Source organism: Streptomyces albireticuli (assembly GCF_002192455.1).
Classification (GTDB): domain Bacteria; phylum Actinomycetota; class Actinomycetes; order Streptomycetales; family Streptomycetaceae; genus Streptomyces; species Streptomyces albireticuli_B.
The window spans coordinates 4,170,378-4,187,534 of record NZ_CP021744.1 but is presented as its reverse complement, the minus strand read 5'-3'; the positions used below and the strand labels follow the sequence as shown (position 1 = coordinate 4,187,534).

15 protein-coding genes and 1 riboswitch are annotated in these 17,157 nt (G+C 69.8%); of the genes, 4 read left to right on the top strand and 11 right to left on the bottom strand.

What is annotated here, in order from left to right; genetic code table 11:
* Positions 1–69: 69 nt before the first annotated feature.
* The 3 genes from SMD11_RS18085 to SMD11_RS18075 are packed head-to-tail and all read right to left on the bottom strand — an operon-like array spanning position 70 to position 4,021.
* Positions 70–1,884 carry a DEAD/DEAH box helicase gene (locus SMD11_RS18085; protein WP_087927438.1) on the bottom strand — a complete coding sequence of 605 codons (1,815 nt, stop codon included), beginning with the start codon at positions 1,882–1,884 and terminating at the stop codon, positions 70–72.
* Complete coding sequence (locus SMD11_RS18080) at positions 1,884–3,335, bottom strand: hypothetical protein (RefSeq protein WP_324614751.1); 1,452 nt, start codon at positions 3,333–3,335, stop codon at positions 1,884–1,886. Before SMD11_RS18080 ends, SMD11_RS18085 begins: the two co-directional genes overlap by 1 nt.
* Positions 3,332–4,021, bottom strand: a complete 690-nt coding sequence (locus SMD11_RS18075) for a hypothetical protein (protein WP_087927437.1) — start codon at positions 4,019–4,021, stop codon at positions 3,332–3,334. The genes SMD11_RS18080 and SMD11_RS18075 overlap by 4 nt, the downstream gene beginning before the upstream one ends.
* Before the next feature lie 325 nt (positions 4,022–4,346).
* On the opposite strand from SMD11_RS18075, the gene SMD11_RS18070 reads away from it, so the two are divergent.
* Together SMD11_RS18070 and SMD11_RS18065 are read left to right on the top strand one after the other, a co-directional pair.
* Positions 4,347–5,066, top strand: coding sequence for a hypothetical protein (locus SMD11_RS18070; protein WP_087927436.1), 720 nt, complete (start codon positions 4,347–4,349; stop codon positions 5,064–5,066).
* A 351-nt stretch (positions 5,067–5,417) separates the two neighbouring features.
* A complete protein-coding gene (locus tag SMD11_RS18065; protein WP_087930582.1) occupies positions 5,418–6,254 on the top strand; it encodes a hypothetical protein in 837 nt (278 codons plus the stop codon).
* Between the two features lie 20 nt (positions 6,255–6,274).
* Here the strand turns inward: SMD11_RS18065 and SMD11_RS18060 are convergent, their stop codons facing one another.
* Positions 6,275–6,742, bottom strand: coding sequence for an AtaL-like protein (locus tag SMD11_RS18060; protein WP_087927435.1), 468 nt, complete (start codon positions 6,740–6,742; stop codon positions 6,275–6,277).
* 128 nt (positions 6,743–6,870) lie between these two features.
* Between SMD11_RS18060 and SMD11_RS18055 the strand changes: the two genes are divergently transcribed.
* Both SMD11_RS18055 and SMD11_RS18050 read left to right on the top strand, forming a co-directional pair.
* Positions 6,871–7,311: a MarR family winged helix-turn-helix transcriptional regulator gene (locus SMD11_RS18055; protein WP_087927434.1), complete on the top strand. Its 441-nt coding sequence runs from the start codon at positions 6,871–6,873 to the stop codon at positions 7,309–7,311.
* A gap of 85 nt (positions 7,312–7,396) precedes the next feature.
* Positions 7,397–7,696: a hypothetical protein gene (locus tag SMD11_RS18050; RefSeq protein ID WP_087927433.1), complete on the top strand. Its 300-nt coding sequence runs from the start codon at positions 7,397–7,399 to the stop codon at positions 7,694–7,696.
* Positions 7,697–7,856: 160 nt separating this feature from the next.
* On the opposite strand, the gene SMD11_RS18045 is transcribed toward SMD11_RS18050, so the two are convergent.
* The 7 genes from SMD11_RS18045 to SMD11_RS18015 all read right to left on the bottom strand — a co-directional run bounded on the left by SMD11_RS18045 (position 7,857) and on the right by SMD11_RS18015 (position 17,022).
* Positions 7,857–8,801 carry an aldo/keto reductase gene (locus SMD11_RS18045; RefSeq protein ID WP_087927432.1) on the bottom strand — a complete coding sequence of 315 codons (945 nt, stop codon included), beginning with the start codon at positions 8,799–8,801 and terminating at the stop codon, positions 7,857–7,859.
* Positions 8,802–8,830: 29 nt separating this feature from the next.
* On the bottom strand, positions 8,831–10,321 hold the full coding sequence (locus tag SMD11_RS18040; protein WP_087927431.1) for an MFS transporter: 1,491 nt from the start codon (positions 10,319–10,321) through the stop codon (positions 8,831–8,833).
* An 89-nt stretch (positions 10,322–10,410) separates the two neighbouring features.
* On the bottom strand, positions 10,411–11,451 hold the full coding sequence (locus SMD11_RS18035; RefSeq protein ID WP_418952528.1) for a M23 family metallopeptidase: 1,041 nt from the start codon (positions 11,449–11,451) through the stop codon (positions 10,411–10,413).
* A 470-nt stretch (positions 11,452–11,921) separates the two neighbouring features.
* Positions 11,922–12,090: riboswitch (cyclic di-AMP (ydaO/yuaA leader) on the bottom strand.
* 234 nt (positions 12,091–12,324) lie between these two features.
* The gene (locus SMD11_RS18030; protein ID WP_234366078.1) at positions 12,325–13,500 is read right to left on the bottom strand and encodes a PP2C family protein-serine/threonine phosphatase; all 1,176 of its coding nucleotides are present in this window, start codon (positions 13,498–13,500) and stop codon (positions 12,325–12,327) included.
* Between the two features lie 272 nt (positions 13,501–13,772).
* Positions 13,773–15,458, bottom strand: a complete 1,686-nt coding sequence (locus tag SMD11_RS18025) for a DEAD/DEAH box helicase (RefSeq protein ID WP_087927428.1) — start codon at positions 15,456–15,458, stop codon at positions 13,773–13,775.
* Between the two features lie 241 nt (positions 15,459–15,699).
* Positions 15,700–15,903: a cold-shock protein gene (locus SMD11_RS18020; protein ID WP_037661310.1), complete on the bottom strand. Its 204-nt coding sequence runs from the start codon at positions 15,901–15,903 to the stop codon at positions 15,700–15,702.
* Between the two features lie 234 nt (positions 15,904–16,137).
* Entirely contained in the window at positions 16,138–17,022 is an 885-nt protein-coding gene (locus tag SMD11_RS18015) for a DUF6227 family protein (protein ID WP_324614748.1), read from the bottom strand.
* Positions 17,023–17,157 lie beyond the last annotated feature (135 nt).

Sequence of the window (17,157 nt, the reverse complement as noted above, 5' to 3'; positions counted from 1 at the left end):
CCCGCTCCAGGAGTGTCCCCCACCTAGATTTTCGTCACTTCCAGCAGGACAGGTACACGGAGCCTGTGGCTAGCTCCCGTCCATGTGGTGCAGCAGGGCCGCGATGTCACTCGTCCCGAGGCCCGCCCCGACGGCGGGCTCTTCCTGCAGGTCAGAGAGCTGCTGCACGGAGGGGTCATCGAGGATCTTGCCCATGAACTCCAGCTTCTGGTCAAGGCGCACCTCAACCACCTGATCGATCGTGTTGCGGGCCGCCAGCACGGTGACCCGCGTCTCAGTGCTGGGATCCAAACCGAGCCGATGGATGCGGTCAAGGCTCTGCAGGAAACGGCCAGCCATGAAGTCCCTGTCCACGTACACGGCGTCGTGGCACACATGGTGCAGGCTGATGCCCTCACCCAGGGTCGCCGGGTTGGAGATCAGGACCATACAGCTGGGGTCCTCCCGGAAGCGCCGGATCTGCTCTTCGCGGTCGGGGGTCCCGCCATAGACGACTGCGGGCCCATACGCCTCCAGCAGCTTTTCCAGCGTCGTCAAGCTCCGCACGAACGTCGTCCACACCAGCGTCTTGCGCCCCTGCGCCGCGTTCGCGGCAACGATCGAGACGGCCTCCTTGTACTTGGGGGACAGCTCGTAGTCCGGAAGGTCCTGCAGAAGAGTGAACAGCGAGTCACCCTGAGGTATCTCCAGAGGCGGCAGCTGATAGGCCAGGGGCTCGTACTGGGTGGCGCCTTCGAGCAGCAGCGCCGGGCTCGTCGCGGCCATCAGCAATCGAAGCGCCGTCTTGCCGAGCGTGCTGAGATCATCACGTGCCCCGTTGTTCACGCCGGTCACCAGGGAGTTGTAGATCTCCGCGTGCAGGCTAGGCATGTCCACGTAGCGCATACGCACCTCCATCGGAGGCAGCCCGAGCTCCTGCTTGGTGGTACGGGTAAAGAGCGGCCTCAGCACAGTACTGGCGTGGCGGAGGTCCCCCCCTGCCACGGCCTGCACCACAGACCGCTGGCCATGCCCCGGCCACACGAAGCCCAGGAGGTTTTCCAGGTCTTTCGGGCCGTTCGGGGCCGGCGTACCTGTCAGGATCAGCCGACGGCGCGCGAGCGGACCGAGCGCCATGCACGCCGCCCCGTACGTGCCGCGCGCCCCCAGCTTCATGCGGTGCGCCTCGTCAAGGATGATCATGGAGGGCGCCGCCTGAAGCCAAGCCGCCAGCATGCCCAGCGAGCGGTCCAGCCGCTCGTAGTTAACGATCAAGACCTCGGCAAACGGGTCATGCGGGCCATCGGGGAACCACGGCCGCAGCGCGTGAACGAAGCAAGCTCCAGTCTCGTACTGCCAGGACTCATAGGCGGACTTGGGGCAGACGACCAGCAGTCTGCTCACCTTTCCCTGTGCCTTCTGGGCGGCATACACCGCAAGGGCCACACGGGTCTTGCCGGCACCCGGGACACTGAAATTCGCACCGTGCTGAAGCGACAGAAGCTTGGCGATGTCACGCCGCTGGAAGGCATTCAGGTTGGCCGTCCAACCGTCCCCGAGCATGCCCGGAACGTCGTCAGGCGAGATTTCCGGTGCCTGGTCAGGAGCATCGAGGCGCTTCTTGACGGCATCGGCGTCCTGGAGGATGCCGAGCACCAGTTCGCGAAGCTCCGGGTCCCACTCCACGCCCGTGTGGTGGGGCCAGGTGCTGATCGCGTTCAGCTGCGCGAGCAGGTCATCGATCTCGACCGACACGGCCAGCGGGCCAAGCTGGCCGCCCGTACGAAAACGGGCAGCCAGCTGAACCAAGTCTTCGCGGTAGTCATCCGTGGTGCGCAGGATGACCTTCGTACGCGACTCGTCAAAGGAGAGGCGCAAGGACGCCTCTGTGGCCGATTCGGCCATCAGGAGACCTCCACCGTTGCGGCATCGATCAGCCATGAGACGCCATCGCCCGGGTGGGCAAGTCCGCGGCCGGCCTGCTGGGCGAGCTTGCGAAGGCTCTCCCTGAGCTTCAGGACGGCCTCGTCGAACGCCTCCTCGTCGAGAGTCCGGGAAGCACGGGCCTGCACCAGGTCCACCAGGCACTGGTCAATGTCCGCGCAGGCATCCGCGAGCCGCGCCGGGGCAAGCTGCTTCCGCTTCCGCACCCGTGCGTCTCGGCCGGCAGAGTCGATCGCCTTATCGAAGGCACCCTTCGCCTGGTCGAAAAGCTTCTGTGCGCTACCGCCCTGCGAGCCAAGCAGGTCGATTTCCGCGCTTCGAGCGGAAGCCTTGGCACGGAGCACTTGGTCGTTGAGCGCCCGCGCGGCGGCAACGGCCTTCGTCGCACCAGGAACTGTCGCACCGAGCCCGGGGACTGACACCGTCTCCGGCTCACCGACGCCCGACGCCTTCTTCAGCTCCTCCGGAAGCTCCTTCCCCAAGTAATCCTTCTTCAGGAATTCCTCGTCGATGTGGCGGACATCCGTCTTGGAGAACCCCAAGAGGATGGCGACCAGCCGCATCTCCTTGAGTACCTCCGCCTGGTCCCGGTCGACTACTGCCAGCTTCTCGTAGCTGCGGTGGAGCTCCTTCAGCTTCTCCTGGTCATCCTCGAAGTCGACAAGCCGGAGCGCCGCGCCACCCCCGCTCTTGCTGCGCTCGATCAGCTCGCGGACGGTGCCCAGGATCCAGCGCTCCTGATGGTAGGTAGCCGTGCGGATGCGGAAGTCCTTCGCGATTGCATCGGGGGTACGCCCCAGCGAGGCCTGCTCCTCCATGGCCAGCAGGCGGTTGATGTACGAATAGTCGCGGCGGTGGTCCTTACGGAGCTGGAGCGCCAGCTCCACCGCGTTGATGTCAGCCCAGGTAAAAGACTCCGGAAGGACGCCCACGCGCATGGACTGCGCACCGATTTCCCGCAAGGCGGCGGCACGGGTGTTGCCGTTCACCAGCACGCCGTGATGGGTCACCAGACCGGGGTCGTTCTGGCCGAACTCCTTCAAGCTGTCCTTCAGCTTGTCGAAGTCGACGTCCCGGCGATCCGGGTTCGCCGGCTCGGCCTGGAGCAGGAACTTCAGATAGTCCTGGCTTTCGGCGCTCCACGGGTCCTTGTCGAGTGCCGCGTCGAGCTCCGGCTTATGACTGCGCTGAGCGCGGATGCGGTGCGTTCCAGGGTTGAAGTAGAGCCCGTTGAGGGGGAGGGTGATCACCTCGACGTGCAGGGGCTGGCCATTCAGGTCGATCGTGACGGACTCCCGGGTACCGCCCTGGCTCTGCGCCTCCTTCAGCCTCGTCTTGATCAGCTCGCTGAACTCCTGCGCCCGCGGGGGCGTTGCAAACTCTCGCAGCATGGTTCCGATTCCCTCGCTCACTCTTCCTCGTTGGCCGCGGCCCGCTTGACCGCTTCCCGGGATTCCTCCGGAAGGGTCCGGTACACACCCCACAGCTTCTCCAGGGCACTGGGCTTGCGGCCGTCGGCCTCAAGCCATGCGGCGAAGACCTTCCGCTCCAAGGGAGCGAGAGCCGTCACCTGGCTGACCACCTCGCCGAGGTCCACTTCACGCTCCCGGCCGCCGATCCGACAGCGATTGCACTCGGTGACAAACTGCACCTGCACAGAACCGTCTGCCAGCACCACCTTCCGCCGGGCGATGTCGAGCTGGGAGTCCTGCCCGCCGTCGTAGTAGGACTCACCCGCGCCGATGCCACAGGACCGGCAGAGGAAGCTGTCGGCCATCATGACCTTGGTCCGCTGAGATGCGGTAAGGCTGGACTTCGACTTCAGCGTCTTCGCCTGGCCAGGGATCCAGACTTCGGCCCCCTTACTGACGTACCTCTGCTCCTCCTGCTTGAGGGCAGGGTCCTCACGGCGCGTGTGGATCGTCCAGTCATGGTCACGGAGATCACGCATCCGGCGGTCAATCTGTGCCACGTCCGGGAATGCCTCGCGCAACTGCGCCTTGGTGAAGATGTTGCCTTCCCCCACCTCGGACTCCAGCCACAGGGCCGCGCGCACCTTGGTCCCGTACTTTCCGTCCCGCCAAGACGGCAGCGTCATGTAGAGCCTCCGCTCATCGTGTCTGCGGGCTCCTCTGGCAGGCCTAGAGCCAGCCACCCCCGGAGCCCATCTGGCAACTACTTCAGCGCATGATCAAACGAAACGCCAGTGAAAACTCTTGTTGCGTCTGAGTTCGCAACAGACCACTGCTGCACACTTGGTGAGCACGCACCGGCACAGCAACCGTGGGGGATGGACTATGCAAAAGCGCCGTCAAGCGGGTGTCGAGATCGATGGTGGCCTGCTGCCAGGCAGGAAGGCTCTTGTCGATGGGCTCTCAGAGTTGCACGCATCGCTGGAGCCTTCGGCTGCCCCAGTCCGGACGGTGGCAGAGCTTCTTTCCAGCCACTGCCAGTACCGCATCGCCGCGAGCACGGTGCACCGCTACCTCAGTGGAAGGCTGCCAGCACCGCGGCACTTCATAGAGAACCTGCACACCCTGGCCAATCTCACCTCGGGAGATAGAGCAGCTATCAAGCCACTGTCTCACTACCTCGCGCTACGCCAAGCCGCCGAGAAGACGGACTGCAGCTCCTGCAGAGCTCTCCGCCAGCAGGTAAGCACTCTGGAAGAGAAGGTCACCGCTCTGGAAGACGAGTGCGCGCATACCCGAACAGAGACCGTCTCGCTTCGGCTGCCCGCCAAGGGGCCGCAGTCCCCGTCGGGGGCCGGCCACGCTGCCGTTCGAGGGGGCAGCGAACCGGCAGCGCACCTGCCGGTCCCCCCAGATAAGGGGGACCGGCAGCGCACCGCGTCAGATGTTGCCGCCGCCAGGCAACTCGCGCAGAGAGCGGCTGAGCTGCTGGCGGAGGATGAATCCTCCGCCCTCGGTCTCCTTCATGGGACCACCGACGTGCTGACACCACTGGAGAGCGCGGCGTCTCTCGTCCTTCTGCGACAGCAGCACGACCAGCTGGCTGACGCTTTCATCCAGATCTACGGGCGCGAGCAGTCAGAGCGTGCGGTGATGTCTGTCGCGTTGCAGCTCCACGAGTACGGCATGCCCGACGACGCCGGCGCTGTACTGCGGGCGGCGGTGAGATAGCTCTTGAGTTTTTGCCAACCCGCCCGAAGCTCGGGTTTCGGTGGCGGGTGGCTGCCATCCGGCCGTGTCACCAGGGGATTTGGGAACCTGAGACTCGGGAGTCGGGATCCGAGCGATCCATGTACGGAATGGACGGTGGGGCTCTCCCCACCCTCCCTCCCAGCTCGCGCGGGCACGCACGTAAAGCACATGTGTTGACTTTCTGCAACCGAGTCGCCACGCCATGCTGTTGCTGTGTAGCGTGCGGCGCAACAAACAACCCCGGCCGGTGCTACCAACACCAAGCCGGGGTCTGACCACCTAGATCAGGAACGTGATCTCGTGGCTGACGTCCAGCCTACCCCTGCCCCCATGGCCGCACCCGGCTACGGCAAGCGAACCGCCCCCGATCAAGCCCCGCGCACCCGGGACGACTTCGCTCATCTCCCCGCCCGCGAGGCGTCCATCGCCGCTCACCTCGACCGGCTCCCCGACGGTGCCGCCGTCGACATCAAGACCCTCGCCAAGGAACTTCCGGCCTACGGGCAGCAAGCCGTGGCCTCCGCGCTCAGGGCCCTGTCCGCGGCCGGTCACCTGCGGCGTTTCAGGGAGCCCGTCGAAGGCTGTACGCAGTGGGTGTCGCGCTCGTACTTCTCTCGCACCGCGCGTGACGATGCCTGGTGGGAGACCTTCCTGGCGCGCAACGCCCGGCAGTCCGCGCCTTCGCCGGCCGCGCCTCCAGCCCAGGAATCCGCCCGGCAACAGGCGCCGCATGAGCGCTCACCCGCGTACATCGCCCTGGCAAGCCTCGGCTGCTCCGACCCTCGACTGACGCTCTCCGCCGCCGAGTGCACCGCCCTCGAAGACCTCGCCGCCGAGTGGTTCGACCGGGGTGTCACGCCGTTGGAGTTCGCGCGGATCCTCACGGCCGGGCTCCCCGACGTCATTCACTGCCCGGGCGCTTTCACCCGCAAGAGGCTCATCGACAGGCTGCCTCCCGAGCGACCGGAGACCGCCTACGCACCATCGCCTCGCCGGGTGATGGAATGCACCGGCTGCGGCACCCCCGGCCGCCCCGAAGCGCTCCCTGGTGGACTGTGCCGTGTCTGCCGTAGTGAGGCGCCATCCCAGGAACCGTGGGAGCCAGCACAGGGCGTCGTCCACGCCCGTGTCTCTCAACTGCGCGCCCTCGCGCAGGCGAGCCGCTAGGCCACCCTCGCCACCACGGCCTAGCCCACGGAGACCATGCTCCCCGCGGCAACGTTCTCCCGAGTCCGCGCCAACGTCGTCCGCAAAGCCTCCAGGTACCCCACCCGCACCCGCGCCGCCTGCCCGTCGCCCTCCTCGCCCTCCTCGATCTCCATCGTGGCGCTGAAGGTGAGAGTGAGCCCGTTCTCGTCCTCGGCGATGTCGTTGTGGATCAGCCAGGTCGCGCGCTCGTCGTGGCGGGAGAAGGTGACCCGGCGCTTCGGGTGGAAGACCACCTCCTCGCGGATCCGCTCGCCGTGGATGACCACCTCGCGCACCAGGCCGTCCGGCCTGCGCTCCACGACCGTGCACTCCTGCATCCCGGCCACGTACGGCACCGCGTTCTGCGCCTTGTCGAGCAGCCCCGCCCACACGTCGTCGCGGTCCAGGTGGACCTCGTCCGGCCGGCCGGGCTCGTTGACGGGCACGGTCGCGCTGATGGTTCGCATGGCTTTCCTCCCCTGAGAAGCAGGATATTGCTTGTGCGGCCAATTAAATGTCTCGGGGGCGATCTTCGCAAGCAGTCCTAGGGGTCACCCGCCAGGATCGGCTACATCCTTGCTTGTACAATCACTTCATGTCCGCCACCCACGACACCGTCAGCCACGCCCTCGCCCGCGTCGCCCGCCTCCACCGCGCCGCCGCCGGCCAGCTGCTGCGCCGCCTCGGTCTGCACCCCGGGCAGGAGTTGCTGATGATGCAGCTGTGGGACCACGGGCCCCAGCCTCAGGCTCAGTTGATCGATCTGCTCGGCCTGGACGCCTCCACCGTGACGCGGATGGTCCAGCGGCTGGAGCAGGCGGGATTCGTCCGGCGGCGGCGCAGCGACACCGACCGCCGCGCTGTTCTCGTCGAGCCCACGGCCGCCGCGCAGGCGCTTCAGGAGCAGGTCGTCCAGGCCTGGCAGCAGCTGGAGGACCTCACACTGCACGGCCTCGACGAAGCGGACCGGGCCGCCGTCACCCGGCTGCTGGGCAGGATCGAGGGCAATCTCGGCCCTGCCGCCTCCGGCTCGTAGCGAAAGAACCCCGCCCGCCGAGCTCCGCGAGCCGTCGAGTTAGCTTGGGGCCAGGCAGTTCGTTCCTTGATGCGGAGGTTGCGGGATGGGTCGGATTCCGACGTCTGTTGTTGCCGCTGGTGGGCTCGTCGGTGGGTACGGCATCGCCCGGTGGACCAAGAAGCGGCCCCTTGGTGGGGTGGCGCTGGCGGCCGCCGGGGCCGTGGCCGCCCGGCAGTGGAGCGGCACGGTCGGGGCGCCCAAGGCCGCCGCGCTGACCGGGCTCTACGTGGCCGCGTTCGGCGGGTCGCACCCGCTGGCCAAGAAGATCGGGGCCTGGCCGTCCGTGTTCGCCGTGGCCGGCGGGGTCGCCCTCGCCTCCTGGGTCGTGGAGAGCCGGGCCTGAATACCTGGTCCGAAGAGCCGGGCCTGAAGGCATGGTCCGAAGAGCCGGGCCCGAAGGCATGGTCCGAAGGGCCCGAGTGTCTGGTCCGAAGGGCCTGAGTGCCTGACCCGGCAGGCCCCGGGTGGGCGGATCCTGAGCCGCCCACCCCTGCCCTCGGTCCCTACGCCGACGCCTCCGTCAACCGCGCCAGCTCCGCCTCCGTGAGCTTCAGGTCCGCCACCGCCAGCAGTGCCGGCAGTTGCTCCACCGTGCGGGCGCTCGCCAGCGGGGACACCACCGTCGGCCGGGCCGCCAGCCACGCCAGGGCGACCGTGGCGATCTCGGCATCGTGCGCCGCGGCCACCTCGTCGAGGGCCGCCAGGACGCGCGGGCCTCGCTCGGACGCCAAGTACTTGCCGGCTTTCTCCGCCCGCTGGCTGTCGACCGCCGTGCCGGGGCGGTACTTGCCCGTGAGGAAGCCCGACGCCAAGGCCCAGTACGGTACCGCCGCCAGCCCGTGCTTCGCCGCCACCTTCGCCAGTTCACCCTCGTACGTGTCCCGCGAGACCAGGTTGTAGTGCGGCTGGATCGCGGCGTACTTCGCCAGTCCCGCGGCGTCGGAGAATTCCAGCGCCTCCGCCAGGCGCTCCGGGGTGATGTTGGAGGCCGCGATCTCGCGGACCTTGCCCTCCTTCACCAGAGCGTCGAGTGTCGAGATGAACTCCTCGACCGGGACCGACGGATCGTCGTAGTGGGTGTAGTAGAGGTCGATGTAATCGGTGCCCAGGCGGCGGAGGGAATCCTCCACGCCCGTCTTGATGACGGTCGACGACAGCCCGCGCGGGTCGGGGATGCCCGCGCCGACCTTGGTGGCCAGGACGATGTCGGCGCGGTTGCCACGGGAGGCGAACCATTTGCCGATCACCGTCTCGGACTCACCGCCGCTGTTTCCCGGGACCCACGCGGAATAGACGTCGGCGGTGTCGATGAAATTGCCGCCCGCCGCCGCGTACGCGTCGAGGACCGCGAAGGACTCCGCCTCGTCCGCCGTCCAGCCGAAGACATTGCCGCCGAGTGCCAGCGGGTGTACGGAAAGGGTGCCGATCTTCTGGTGGATGTCAGCCATGTTCCGGTTTAACTCCCTTACGGAGGTGGTTATTCCGCGGTCGCCGGTACGGGCCCGGGGCGCTTCGCCGACAAGGGTTCCGCGATCGATTCCAGCGAGCGCCCCTCCGCACGTACCGCGAGGAACGCGGCGACCAGGCCCGCCAGGCACATCAGCGACGCGCCGACCTGGAAGGCCAGGACCGTGTCGCCGACGACGCCGCTGCTGGTCAGGTCGGAGAAGAGCAGGGGCCCGCTGATGCCGCCGGCCGCCGTTCCCAGGGCGTAGAAGAACGCGATGGCCATGGCCCGCGTCTCCATCGGGAAGATCTCGGAAACGGTGAGATAGGCGCTGCTCGCGCCCGCGGAGGCGAAGAAGAGGACGACCGCCCAGCACGCGGTGAGGGTCGTGGCCGTCAGCCGGCCGGCGCCGAAGAGCCACGCCGTGCCGAAGAGCAGGATCCCGGAGAGCAGATAGGTGGACGAGATCATGACCCGCCGGCCGACCGTGTCGAAAAGCTTTCCGAGCACCAGCGGGCCGATGAAGTTCCCCGCCGCGATGACCGCGAAGAAGTAGCCCGTACGCGAGGTGGAGACGCCGAAGAACGTCGTGAGGATGGCCCCGAAGCCGAACGTGATGGCGTTGTAGAGAAACGCCTGCCCGATGAAGAGCGACAGGCCCAGGACCGCCCGCCGCCGGTAGTCCGAGAAGACCGTGCGGGCTATTTCGCGGAACGTGATGGGGCCTCGCTGGTGGATGGTGATCTCACCCTCCGGCGGCGGCAGCCCGTGCCCCTTCTCCGCCTCCACCCGCCGCTCGATCGACGTGACGAGTTCCTCGGCCTCTTTTCCCCGCCCGTGGATGAAGAGCCACCGCGGGCTCTCCGGCACATGGCGGCGTACGAGCAGGATGACCAGCCCCAGGACGACGCCCAGCGCGAAGGTCAGCCGCCAGCCCACCTCCATGGGGAAGATGTCCGTGTCCAGCATGACGAGGGACAGCAGGGAGCCACCGACCGCGCCCAGCCAGAAGCTGCCGTTGATGATCAGGTCGACGCGGCCCCGGAAGGCGGCGGGGATCAGCTCGTCGATGGCGGAGTTGATGGCCGCGTACTCGCCCCCGATGCCGAAGCCCGTCAGGAAGCGGAACGCGAAGAACCACCAGGAGGAGAAGGACAGCGCCGTGAGCGCGGTCGCGGCCAGATAGACCGCGAGCGTCACGATGAAGAGCTTCTTACGGCCGTACTTGTCGGTCATCCGGCCGAAGAACAGCGCGCCACTACAGGCCCCCGCCACGTACAGCGCCGCCGCCAAACCCGTGACCTGCCCGGACGTCACGGGCAGGCCACTGCCGGACTCCGACAGCCGGCCGGCGATGTTGCCGACGACCGTGACCTCCAGGCCGTCGAGGATCCAGACCGTGCCGAGGCCGATCACCACCGTCCAGTGCCACCTCGACCAGGGCAACCGGTCGAGCCGGGCGGGCACGGAGGTGGTGAGCGCCGCGTCAGGGGTCGCGTCTGGCGTCGCGTGAGCCGTCACACGCGCCGGGTAACCACTCGGGCGCCGGATATGCAGCCCGGGCCCCCGCTACGGCGGACCGGACCTCCGCCAGGGCAGACCGGACCCCGCTACGGCTGAAGGCCCCTCGCGCGCAGCCACGACAGCGGGTCCACCGGGCCCGCGCCGCCCGGCCGGACCTCCAGGTGCAGATGCGGACCGGTGACGTTGCCCGTCGCCCCGACCCGGCCGATGACGTCCCCGGCCGCGACCTTCCCCGACGTCACGACCATCGACGACAGGTGGCAGAACCACAGCTCCGTACCGTCGTCCAGCCGCAGCACGATGCGGTAGCCGTACGCGCCCGCCCAGCCCGCCTGGGTGATCGTGCCGCCGCCCACCGCCTTGACGGGCGTGCCCGTCGGGGCGGCGAAGTCCTCACCGGTGTGATTCGCGGACCACATGTTGCCCGCCTGGCCGAAGCCCGCGGTCAGGGTGTACGAGCCGACCGGCAGGCTGTACGAGCCCGAGCGCGCGCCCGCACCGGACCCCGAGGACGACCCGGAGGACCCCTTGGAGGACCCATGAGAGGACCCATGAGAGGAAGGGGACGAGGACGCGTGCTCCCGCTTCTCCGCCTCCGCCTTCTCCTCCTTGGCCTTCGCCTCGGCTTCCGCCTTCTCCGCCTCGGCCGCCTCACGGGCCTCCGCCTTCGCGGCCTTCACCTCCGCCGCCCGCTCCCGGGCGGCCTCCCGCTGCGCCTCCACGGCCTCCCGCGTCTTGGCGTCGCGCGCCTCGTCGTCGGCGGCGTTCTGCTGGTACTCCGCCTGCTGGAGGATGCGGGCGCGCAGCGCCTCGCCGGCCGTCGCCGTGCCGCGGGCCACGTCCTCGGCGGACAGGCCCGCCCGGGTCAGCGGCTGATCGGCGCCGGGCGCGGCGGCGGCCGCTTCGACCGCGGCTCTTCCGGAGCCCGCGGCAGCCTTGCCCTTCCCGTCGGCGGCCTTCTCGGCCGTACCCGCGTCGCCCTTGCTCATGAACGCCCCGACGCCGGGGATCCCCGACAGGTCCGGCACGGATATCGGGGCCGGCGGACGGTCCTGGGCGCTCGCCATGCCGCCCGCGCCGACGGCCGCCATGACACCGACGCCGAGCACCGCGCCGCTGCGGGCCATCGTGCCGCCGCGCTGCTTGGCCACGCGGTGCCGGCCCCGGGCGGAGGCGGAGGAAGGAGCGGGGGCGGGGACCACGGGCCCGGCGCTCACCGGGCCGGAAGCCTCCTCCGGCTCGGCCCTCCCGCCCGGCTCGACGTACGCGGGCATGTATCCGGGAACGAGTCCGGGGACCGGTCCGGGCAACGGCTCGGACCCGTAATCGGCCGTGTACTCGGGTACATGGGCGTTTTCGTAACCGGCCGTATACGGGCCGGACGCGTACTCGGCCTCATAGCCGGACCCGTACCCGTACCCGGCCTCGTACTCGGGCGCGTATTCGGATGCGTATTCCGCCGCGTGTCCGGGCTCGGGCGCGTGTGCGGCGGCGTGGTCCGTCACGTACGGCATCCCGTACCCGGCGGGCAGCGAAGGGGCGTGCGGCAGTGGACTGTCGCCAAGGGCAGGCTCGTTGGACGCCACGGGGGCGTTCTCCTTTCCTTCCTTCTCGCCTACCGGGTTAGCTGACGGGTTCGGAGCAGGAAGGTCTCCTACGGGCCGGAGTGCGGCCCGATTCACCCCAGGGTTGGTGGTTCCCCGGTTCCCAGATACCGCTGGTGGATCAGGTGGAGCTGTGCCCGAGGGATTCGGCGAAGGCGCACGGCGCCGCCTCTTACGGCGGTTGTGAGGACCGCGCTGCGTTATCGAACGTTAATAGACTTGCCAGCCGGAATCCAAGCCGAAAGCGTGAATCCGCGGGCTTCTTGGCCAGACTTTACGATTCACGTCCAGGTGATCATTCGTCAGTTCGCACATCCGGGCGCTTACCTGAGCAGGCATCCGTTCGCACAACCGGCCGCCCTTCGGCCGTGCGCCGAGAGGGGAAATGCGCGCGGATCAAGATCCACTACGGACGGTGCCCGCCGGTTTCCGCACGGCCGTCGCACCGGACGCCGACCCGGTCACCGCGCGCTGATAGCGGCCGTCCCCGCGCCGAATGGCCAGCAGCGCCATGTCGTCCTCCGTGTGCCCGCCCGAGTGGTGGGTGACGTCCATGATGAGGACGTCGAGGAGCGACTCCGGGCTCCTGAAGGGGCGGCCCGACAGCCGGGTCCGTGGGTCGTAGAAGACGCCGTTCGCGTCACGGGCCTCTGTCACCCCGTCCGTGAACAGCAGCAGCATCGCCCCGGTGGGGAACTCCCACTCCTCCACCCGGTCCGGCCACATCCCCAGCTCCCCCATCCCGAGGGGCAGGGCCGGTACGGCCGGCTCCGCCTCCCCGACGCGGCCGTCCGCGTAGAGCAGGAGGGGCGCCGGGTGACCACGGTTGACCAGGCGCAGGACGGGCTCGCCGGGCGGCATCTCCCCCAGCACGGCGGTGGTGAAGCCCTCGAACTGATCAAGGTTCGCGCGCCGGGAGCCCTCCCTCTGCAACGCGCGCTCCAGCCGTGCCGCGAGCCCCTCCAGCGTGCGCTCCTGCTCGGCCGCCTCACGGAAGGCGCCGATCACCACGGCGACGGCCTCCACCGCCTCCAGGCCCTTGCCCCGTACGTCGCCGACGATGACGCGCACGCCGTGCGGGGTGTCCTGGACGGCGTAGAGATCGCCGCCGATCCGGGCGTCCGCCTGCGCCGCGACATAGCGCGCCGCGATCCGGAGGCTGTCGATACGGGCGGGCGGCACCGGCAGTACGGCGCGCTGGGCGGTCTCGGCGATGCCCCGGGCCGAGGCCAGCTGCTGGGAGCTGCGGCGGGCGAGACGGTTGATGCCGAGGGCGAGGAGGGAGACGACCGCGATGGCGAGGACCTCGCTCAGGGACGCCCCGACGTCGTCCGCGCTGGCGTGGAGGGCGAGCGCGATCGCGGCCGCGGTGGCCGCGGCGGCGGCGCCGGCGGTCGCGCGCCAGGAGGAGAGGGGGGCCGCGACGAGCGGCGCGGCGGAGAGGAGAGGGGCGCTGGTGTAGCGGGAGGGGGTGGCGAGGTCGAAGAGGACCCCGCAGGCGATCAGAACGGCCGGGAGTCGGCGGACGACCCGCCTGGCCACGGGGTTCCGGTGCCCGTTTCCGTTCCCCACCGCGCTCTCTCCTGACCGGACGTCCCGCACGTCACGCGGCCTACCCTTCCGGGTGGGGGGCGGTGGGGCGAACGGTGGTGGGCCAAGCGGGTGCGGCCTGGGGGGCGGGGGGGCGGTCTGTACGTGCCGGGTTTTCCCCTACCCGCCCCTTCCCGAACGTCCTCAGGCGCCGGACGGGCTGAAGAACAGCCCGTCCGGCGCCTGAGGGAACGAGGTCCGTACCGAACCCGGAGGAAGAAGAGCGAGGCCGGGAAGGCCCCGCCGGCTACGTCCTAGGAAGGACGCCGGGCGCCGCCGCCCGCGCCGCCGCCGCTGCGCCGGGGGCGGCCCGCCGCGGTGCCGGGGCGGGAGGCGCTGGACCGGCGGGAGCCGTTGCCGTTGCCGCCGGCCGCCAGGCCACGGAAGCCGCCGCCACCGGAACCACCGGAAGCGCCCGACTCCGCCGTACGCGTACGCCCGCGACCGCCCCGGCTGCCGCGCGAACCGGTCCCGGCGGAGGCGGCGGAACCGCCCGCCGCGCCCGAGCCGGAGCCGCGCGAACGCGAACGGGACGAGGACTTGCCGGAGCCCTGCGGCTGGGCCGGGGCCGGCGGCGCGATGACCACCGCGACACCACTGGGCTCACGGGCACCGGTGATCCGGACAAGCTCCGGGTCGCGCGGGTGGGTGTTGATGACGTTCGGGGTGATCTTCGCCGTGACCATCATGCGGCTCATCTCGCGCCGCTGCTCGGGCAGCACCAGCGTGACGACCGTGCCGGACTCGCCCGCGCGCGCCGTGCGGCCGCCGCGGTGCAGGTAGTCCTTGTGGTCCGTCGGCGGGTCGATGTTCACGACCAGGTCGAGGCCGTCGATGTGGATGCCGCGCGCGGCGACGTTCGTCGCGACCAGGGCGGTGACCTGGTCGGTGCGGAACAGCTCCAGGGTGCGGTTGCGCTGCGGCTGGCTCTTGCCGCCGTGCAGCGCGGCCGCCCGTACACCCTCGGACAGCAGCTTCTTCACCAGCCGGTCGGCGCCGCGCTTGGTGTCCACGAACATGATCACGCGGCCCTCGCGGGCGGCGATGCGCGTGACGGCGTCCTTCTTGTCCTGGTCCGTGAGGTGGAACAGGTGGTGGTCCATCGTGGAGACCGCGCCCACGGACGCGTCGACGGAGTGGGTCACCGGGTCCGACAGGAAGCGGCGCACGAGCCGGTCGACGTTGCGGTCCAGGGTGGCGGAGAACAGCATCCGCTGCCCGTCCGGGTCCACCTGGTCGAGCAGCTTGGTGACCTGCGGCAGGAAGCCCATGTCGGCCATCTGGTCGGCCTCGTCCAGGACCGTGATCGCCACGTCCCCGAGCTTGCAGTCGCCGCGCTGGATCAGGTCCGCGAGCCGGCCGGGGGTGGCGACCAGCACCTCGGCGCCGCGCGCCAGCGACTGGGCCTGCCGGCCGATGGACATGCCGCCGACGACCGTGGCGATCCGCAGGTTGACGGCGGTCGCGTAGACGCTGAGCGAGTCGGTGACCTGCTGCGCCAGCTCACGGGTGGGCACGAGCACCAGGGCAAGCGGACGCCCGGACTCGGCGCGGCGGCCGGCCGTACGGGCCAGCAGCGCGAGGCCGAAGGCGAGGGTCTTGCCGGAGCCGGTGCGGCCGCGGCCGAGGACGTCACGGCCGCTGAGGGAGTTCGGCAGCGTCGCGGCCTGGATCGGGAACGGCTCGGTGACGCCCTCGCGGGTCAGCGTGGCGAGCAGGCCGTTCGGCATGTCCAGGTCGGCGAAGGAGGCCACGGGCGGCAGCGCCGGCGTGGTGGAGACGGGCGTCTCGAAGTCCCCCTGGAGCGGAGCCGCGGCCGGGCGGCGGCGCGCGGACTGGCCGCCACGGCCGGACTGGCCGCCACGGGACGGCTGGCCGGCGCGGGAGCGGGGGGAACCGCCGCCGTCGGAGGGACGGGCGGGGCGGGCGGAGCGAGTCATACGGGGACCTTCCCTCAATGGGGTGGCACGCCCGAGATGAGGACTTCGCATCGCGAGGCCGTCCGGGACGGACGGGCGGCGGAAAAGCCTGGGCGCGCTGGTGCGGGGGCGACAATGGGGCCCGCACCCAGTGGTGCGGGCCCCATTGCGTCAAGCGTGATGCGTTGCCCGGCAGGGCCGTAGGGCCTGGGCCGGACCGGTCGGAGGACCGGTCAGCCTGCTGCCGGGCGGGCGATCATCGTCAGGCGGGGACGATGTTCTCGGCCTGAAGGCCCTTCTGGCCCTGCGTGACGTCGAAGGAAACCTTCTGGCCCTCGAGCAGCTCACGGAAGCCGGAGGAGGCGATGTTCGAGTAGTGGGCGAAGACGTCCGGGCCGCCGCCGTCCTGCTCGATGAAGCCGAAGCCCTTTTCCGAGTTGAACCACTTCACGGTGCCAGTAGCCATGTCTATCTCCTTGTGAATGGGATGGGCCCCACACCGGAATAGACCGGCTAAAAACAAAAATGCGCCTTCGGCTACATAACCGTCAGGCGCACACGAGTTCATGGGTACCACAACTGCAACTCGAACGACCATAACACACGCCGATGGCCCCCCGTAACCCCCTTCCACCGACGATCACACCTGGGGCCCGGCCGGGGCGGCCCGCCACCGGCCCCGGACCGCCCGTCCGGCCCGCTACAGCTCCACGCCCTGGGCGCGGGCGTGCCGGTCCGCCGCCACCTCGGCCTCCGCCTCGTCGAGATAGACCTCGCACACGAGCCTGCCGTCCGTGTTCATGTTGTGCTCCAGCTCCCAGAGGCTGACCTCGCCCCCGCCCTCCAGCAGGAACGCGTGCTCGTAGAAGCGGCACCAGGTCGCGTCGCGGCCCGCGCCCCGGCGCCTGGGCTTGGTGATCAGCGCGATGTGGTGGCCGAGCGCCCCCTGGAGCAGCTCGCGCACCACCTCGCCGGGGCCGTCCTCGTTCTCCGCGCGGCGCAGCAGGCGGCGGGCGTGGTCGGGCGAGGCGTCGCAGACGTACTCGCGGCGGGGCCGGGTGGGGCCCATGGCGAGCAGCAGCTCCTCGGCCAGCCACGCGGGCAGCTCCTCGGTCTCGCTGCCGGGGCCGATGCCGCCGCCGATCCGCTCGTGCACCCTGCTCTCGGCGCGGTCCAGGGCGTCCTCCCGGGCGTAGAGCTCGTAGCGGAACTCCTCCTCGGGGCCGGTGTCGTGCTCCAGCTCGTACAGCAGCAGGCTGCTGCCGTCGGCGAGCAGGAAGACGTGCCGGTAGGTGTTGCAGCGCAGGGGGCGCGATTCGTCGTTGCGCTGGCGGTACGAGCGGAGTTCGGCCTGGTGCATCAGGGCGGTCCGCAGCCGGGCGAGCAGCGGTTCGCCGATCTCGAAGCCGTTCTGCGCGCGGTCCAGCAGCTCGCGCACGTGCTCGGCGGGGGTGATGCCGTCGCCGCGCTCCCCGGCGGGCCGGCCGTGCGCCGGGCGGGCAGCGGGCCCGGTGCGCCCCTGGCACCGCTCGCGCTCCGTGCGCCCGCTCCCGCTTTCGCCCTCACCCGCTCGCGAGTTCTCCACGGCCCTCGACCTCCCGACCTTCGCCACACCCACCCCGCGCACTTACCGTAGCGGCGTGAACACGGCAGGGGGGCGGGATTCCGGCGAACTCGTCGGATGAGGGCCCGAGTCAGCGGAAGCAATGCTTCAGGGGGC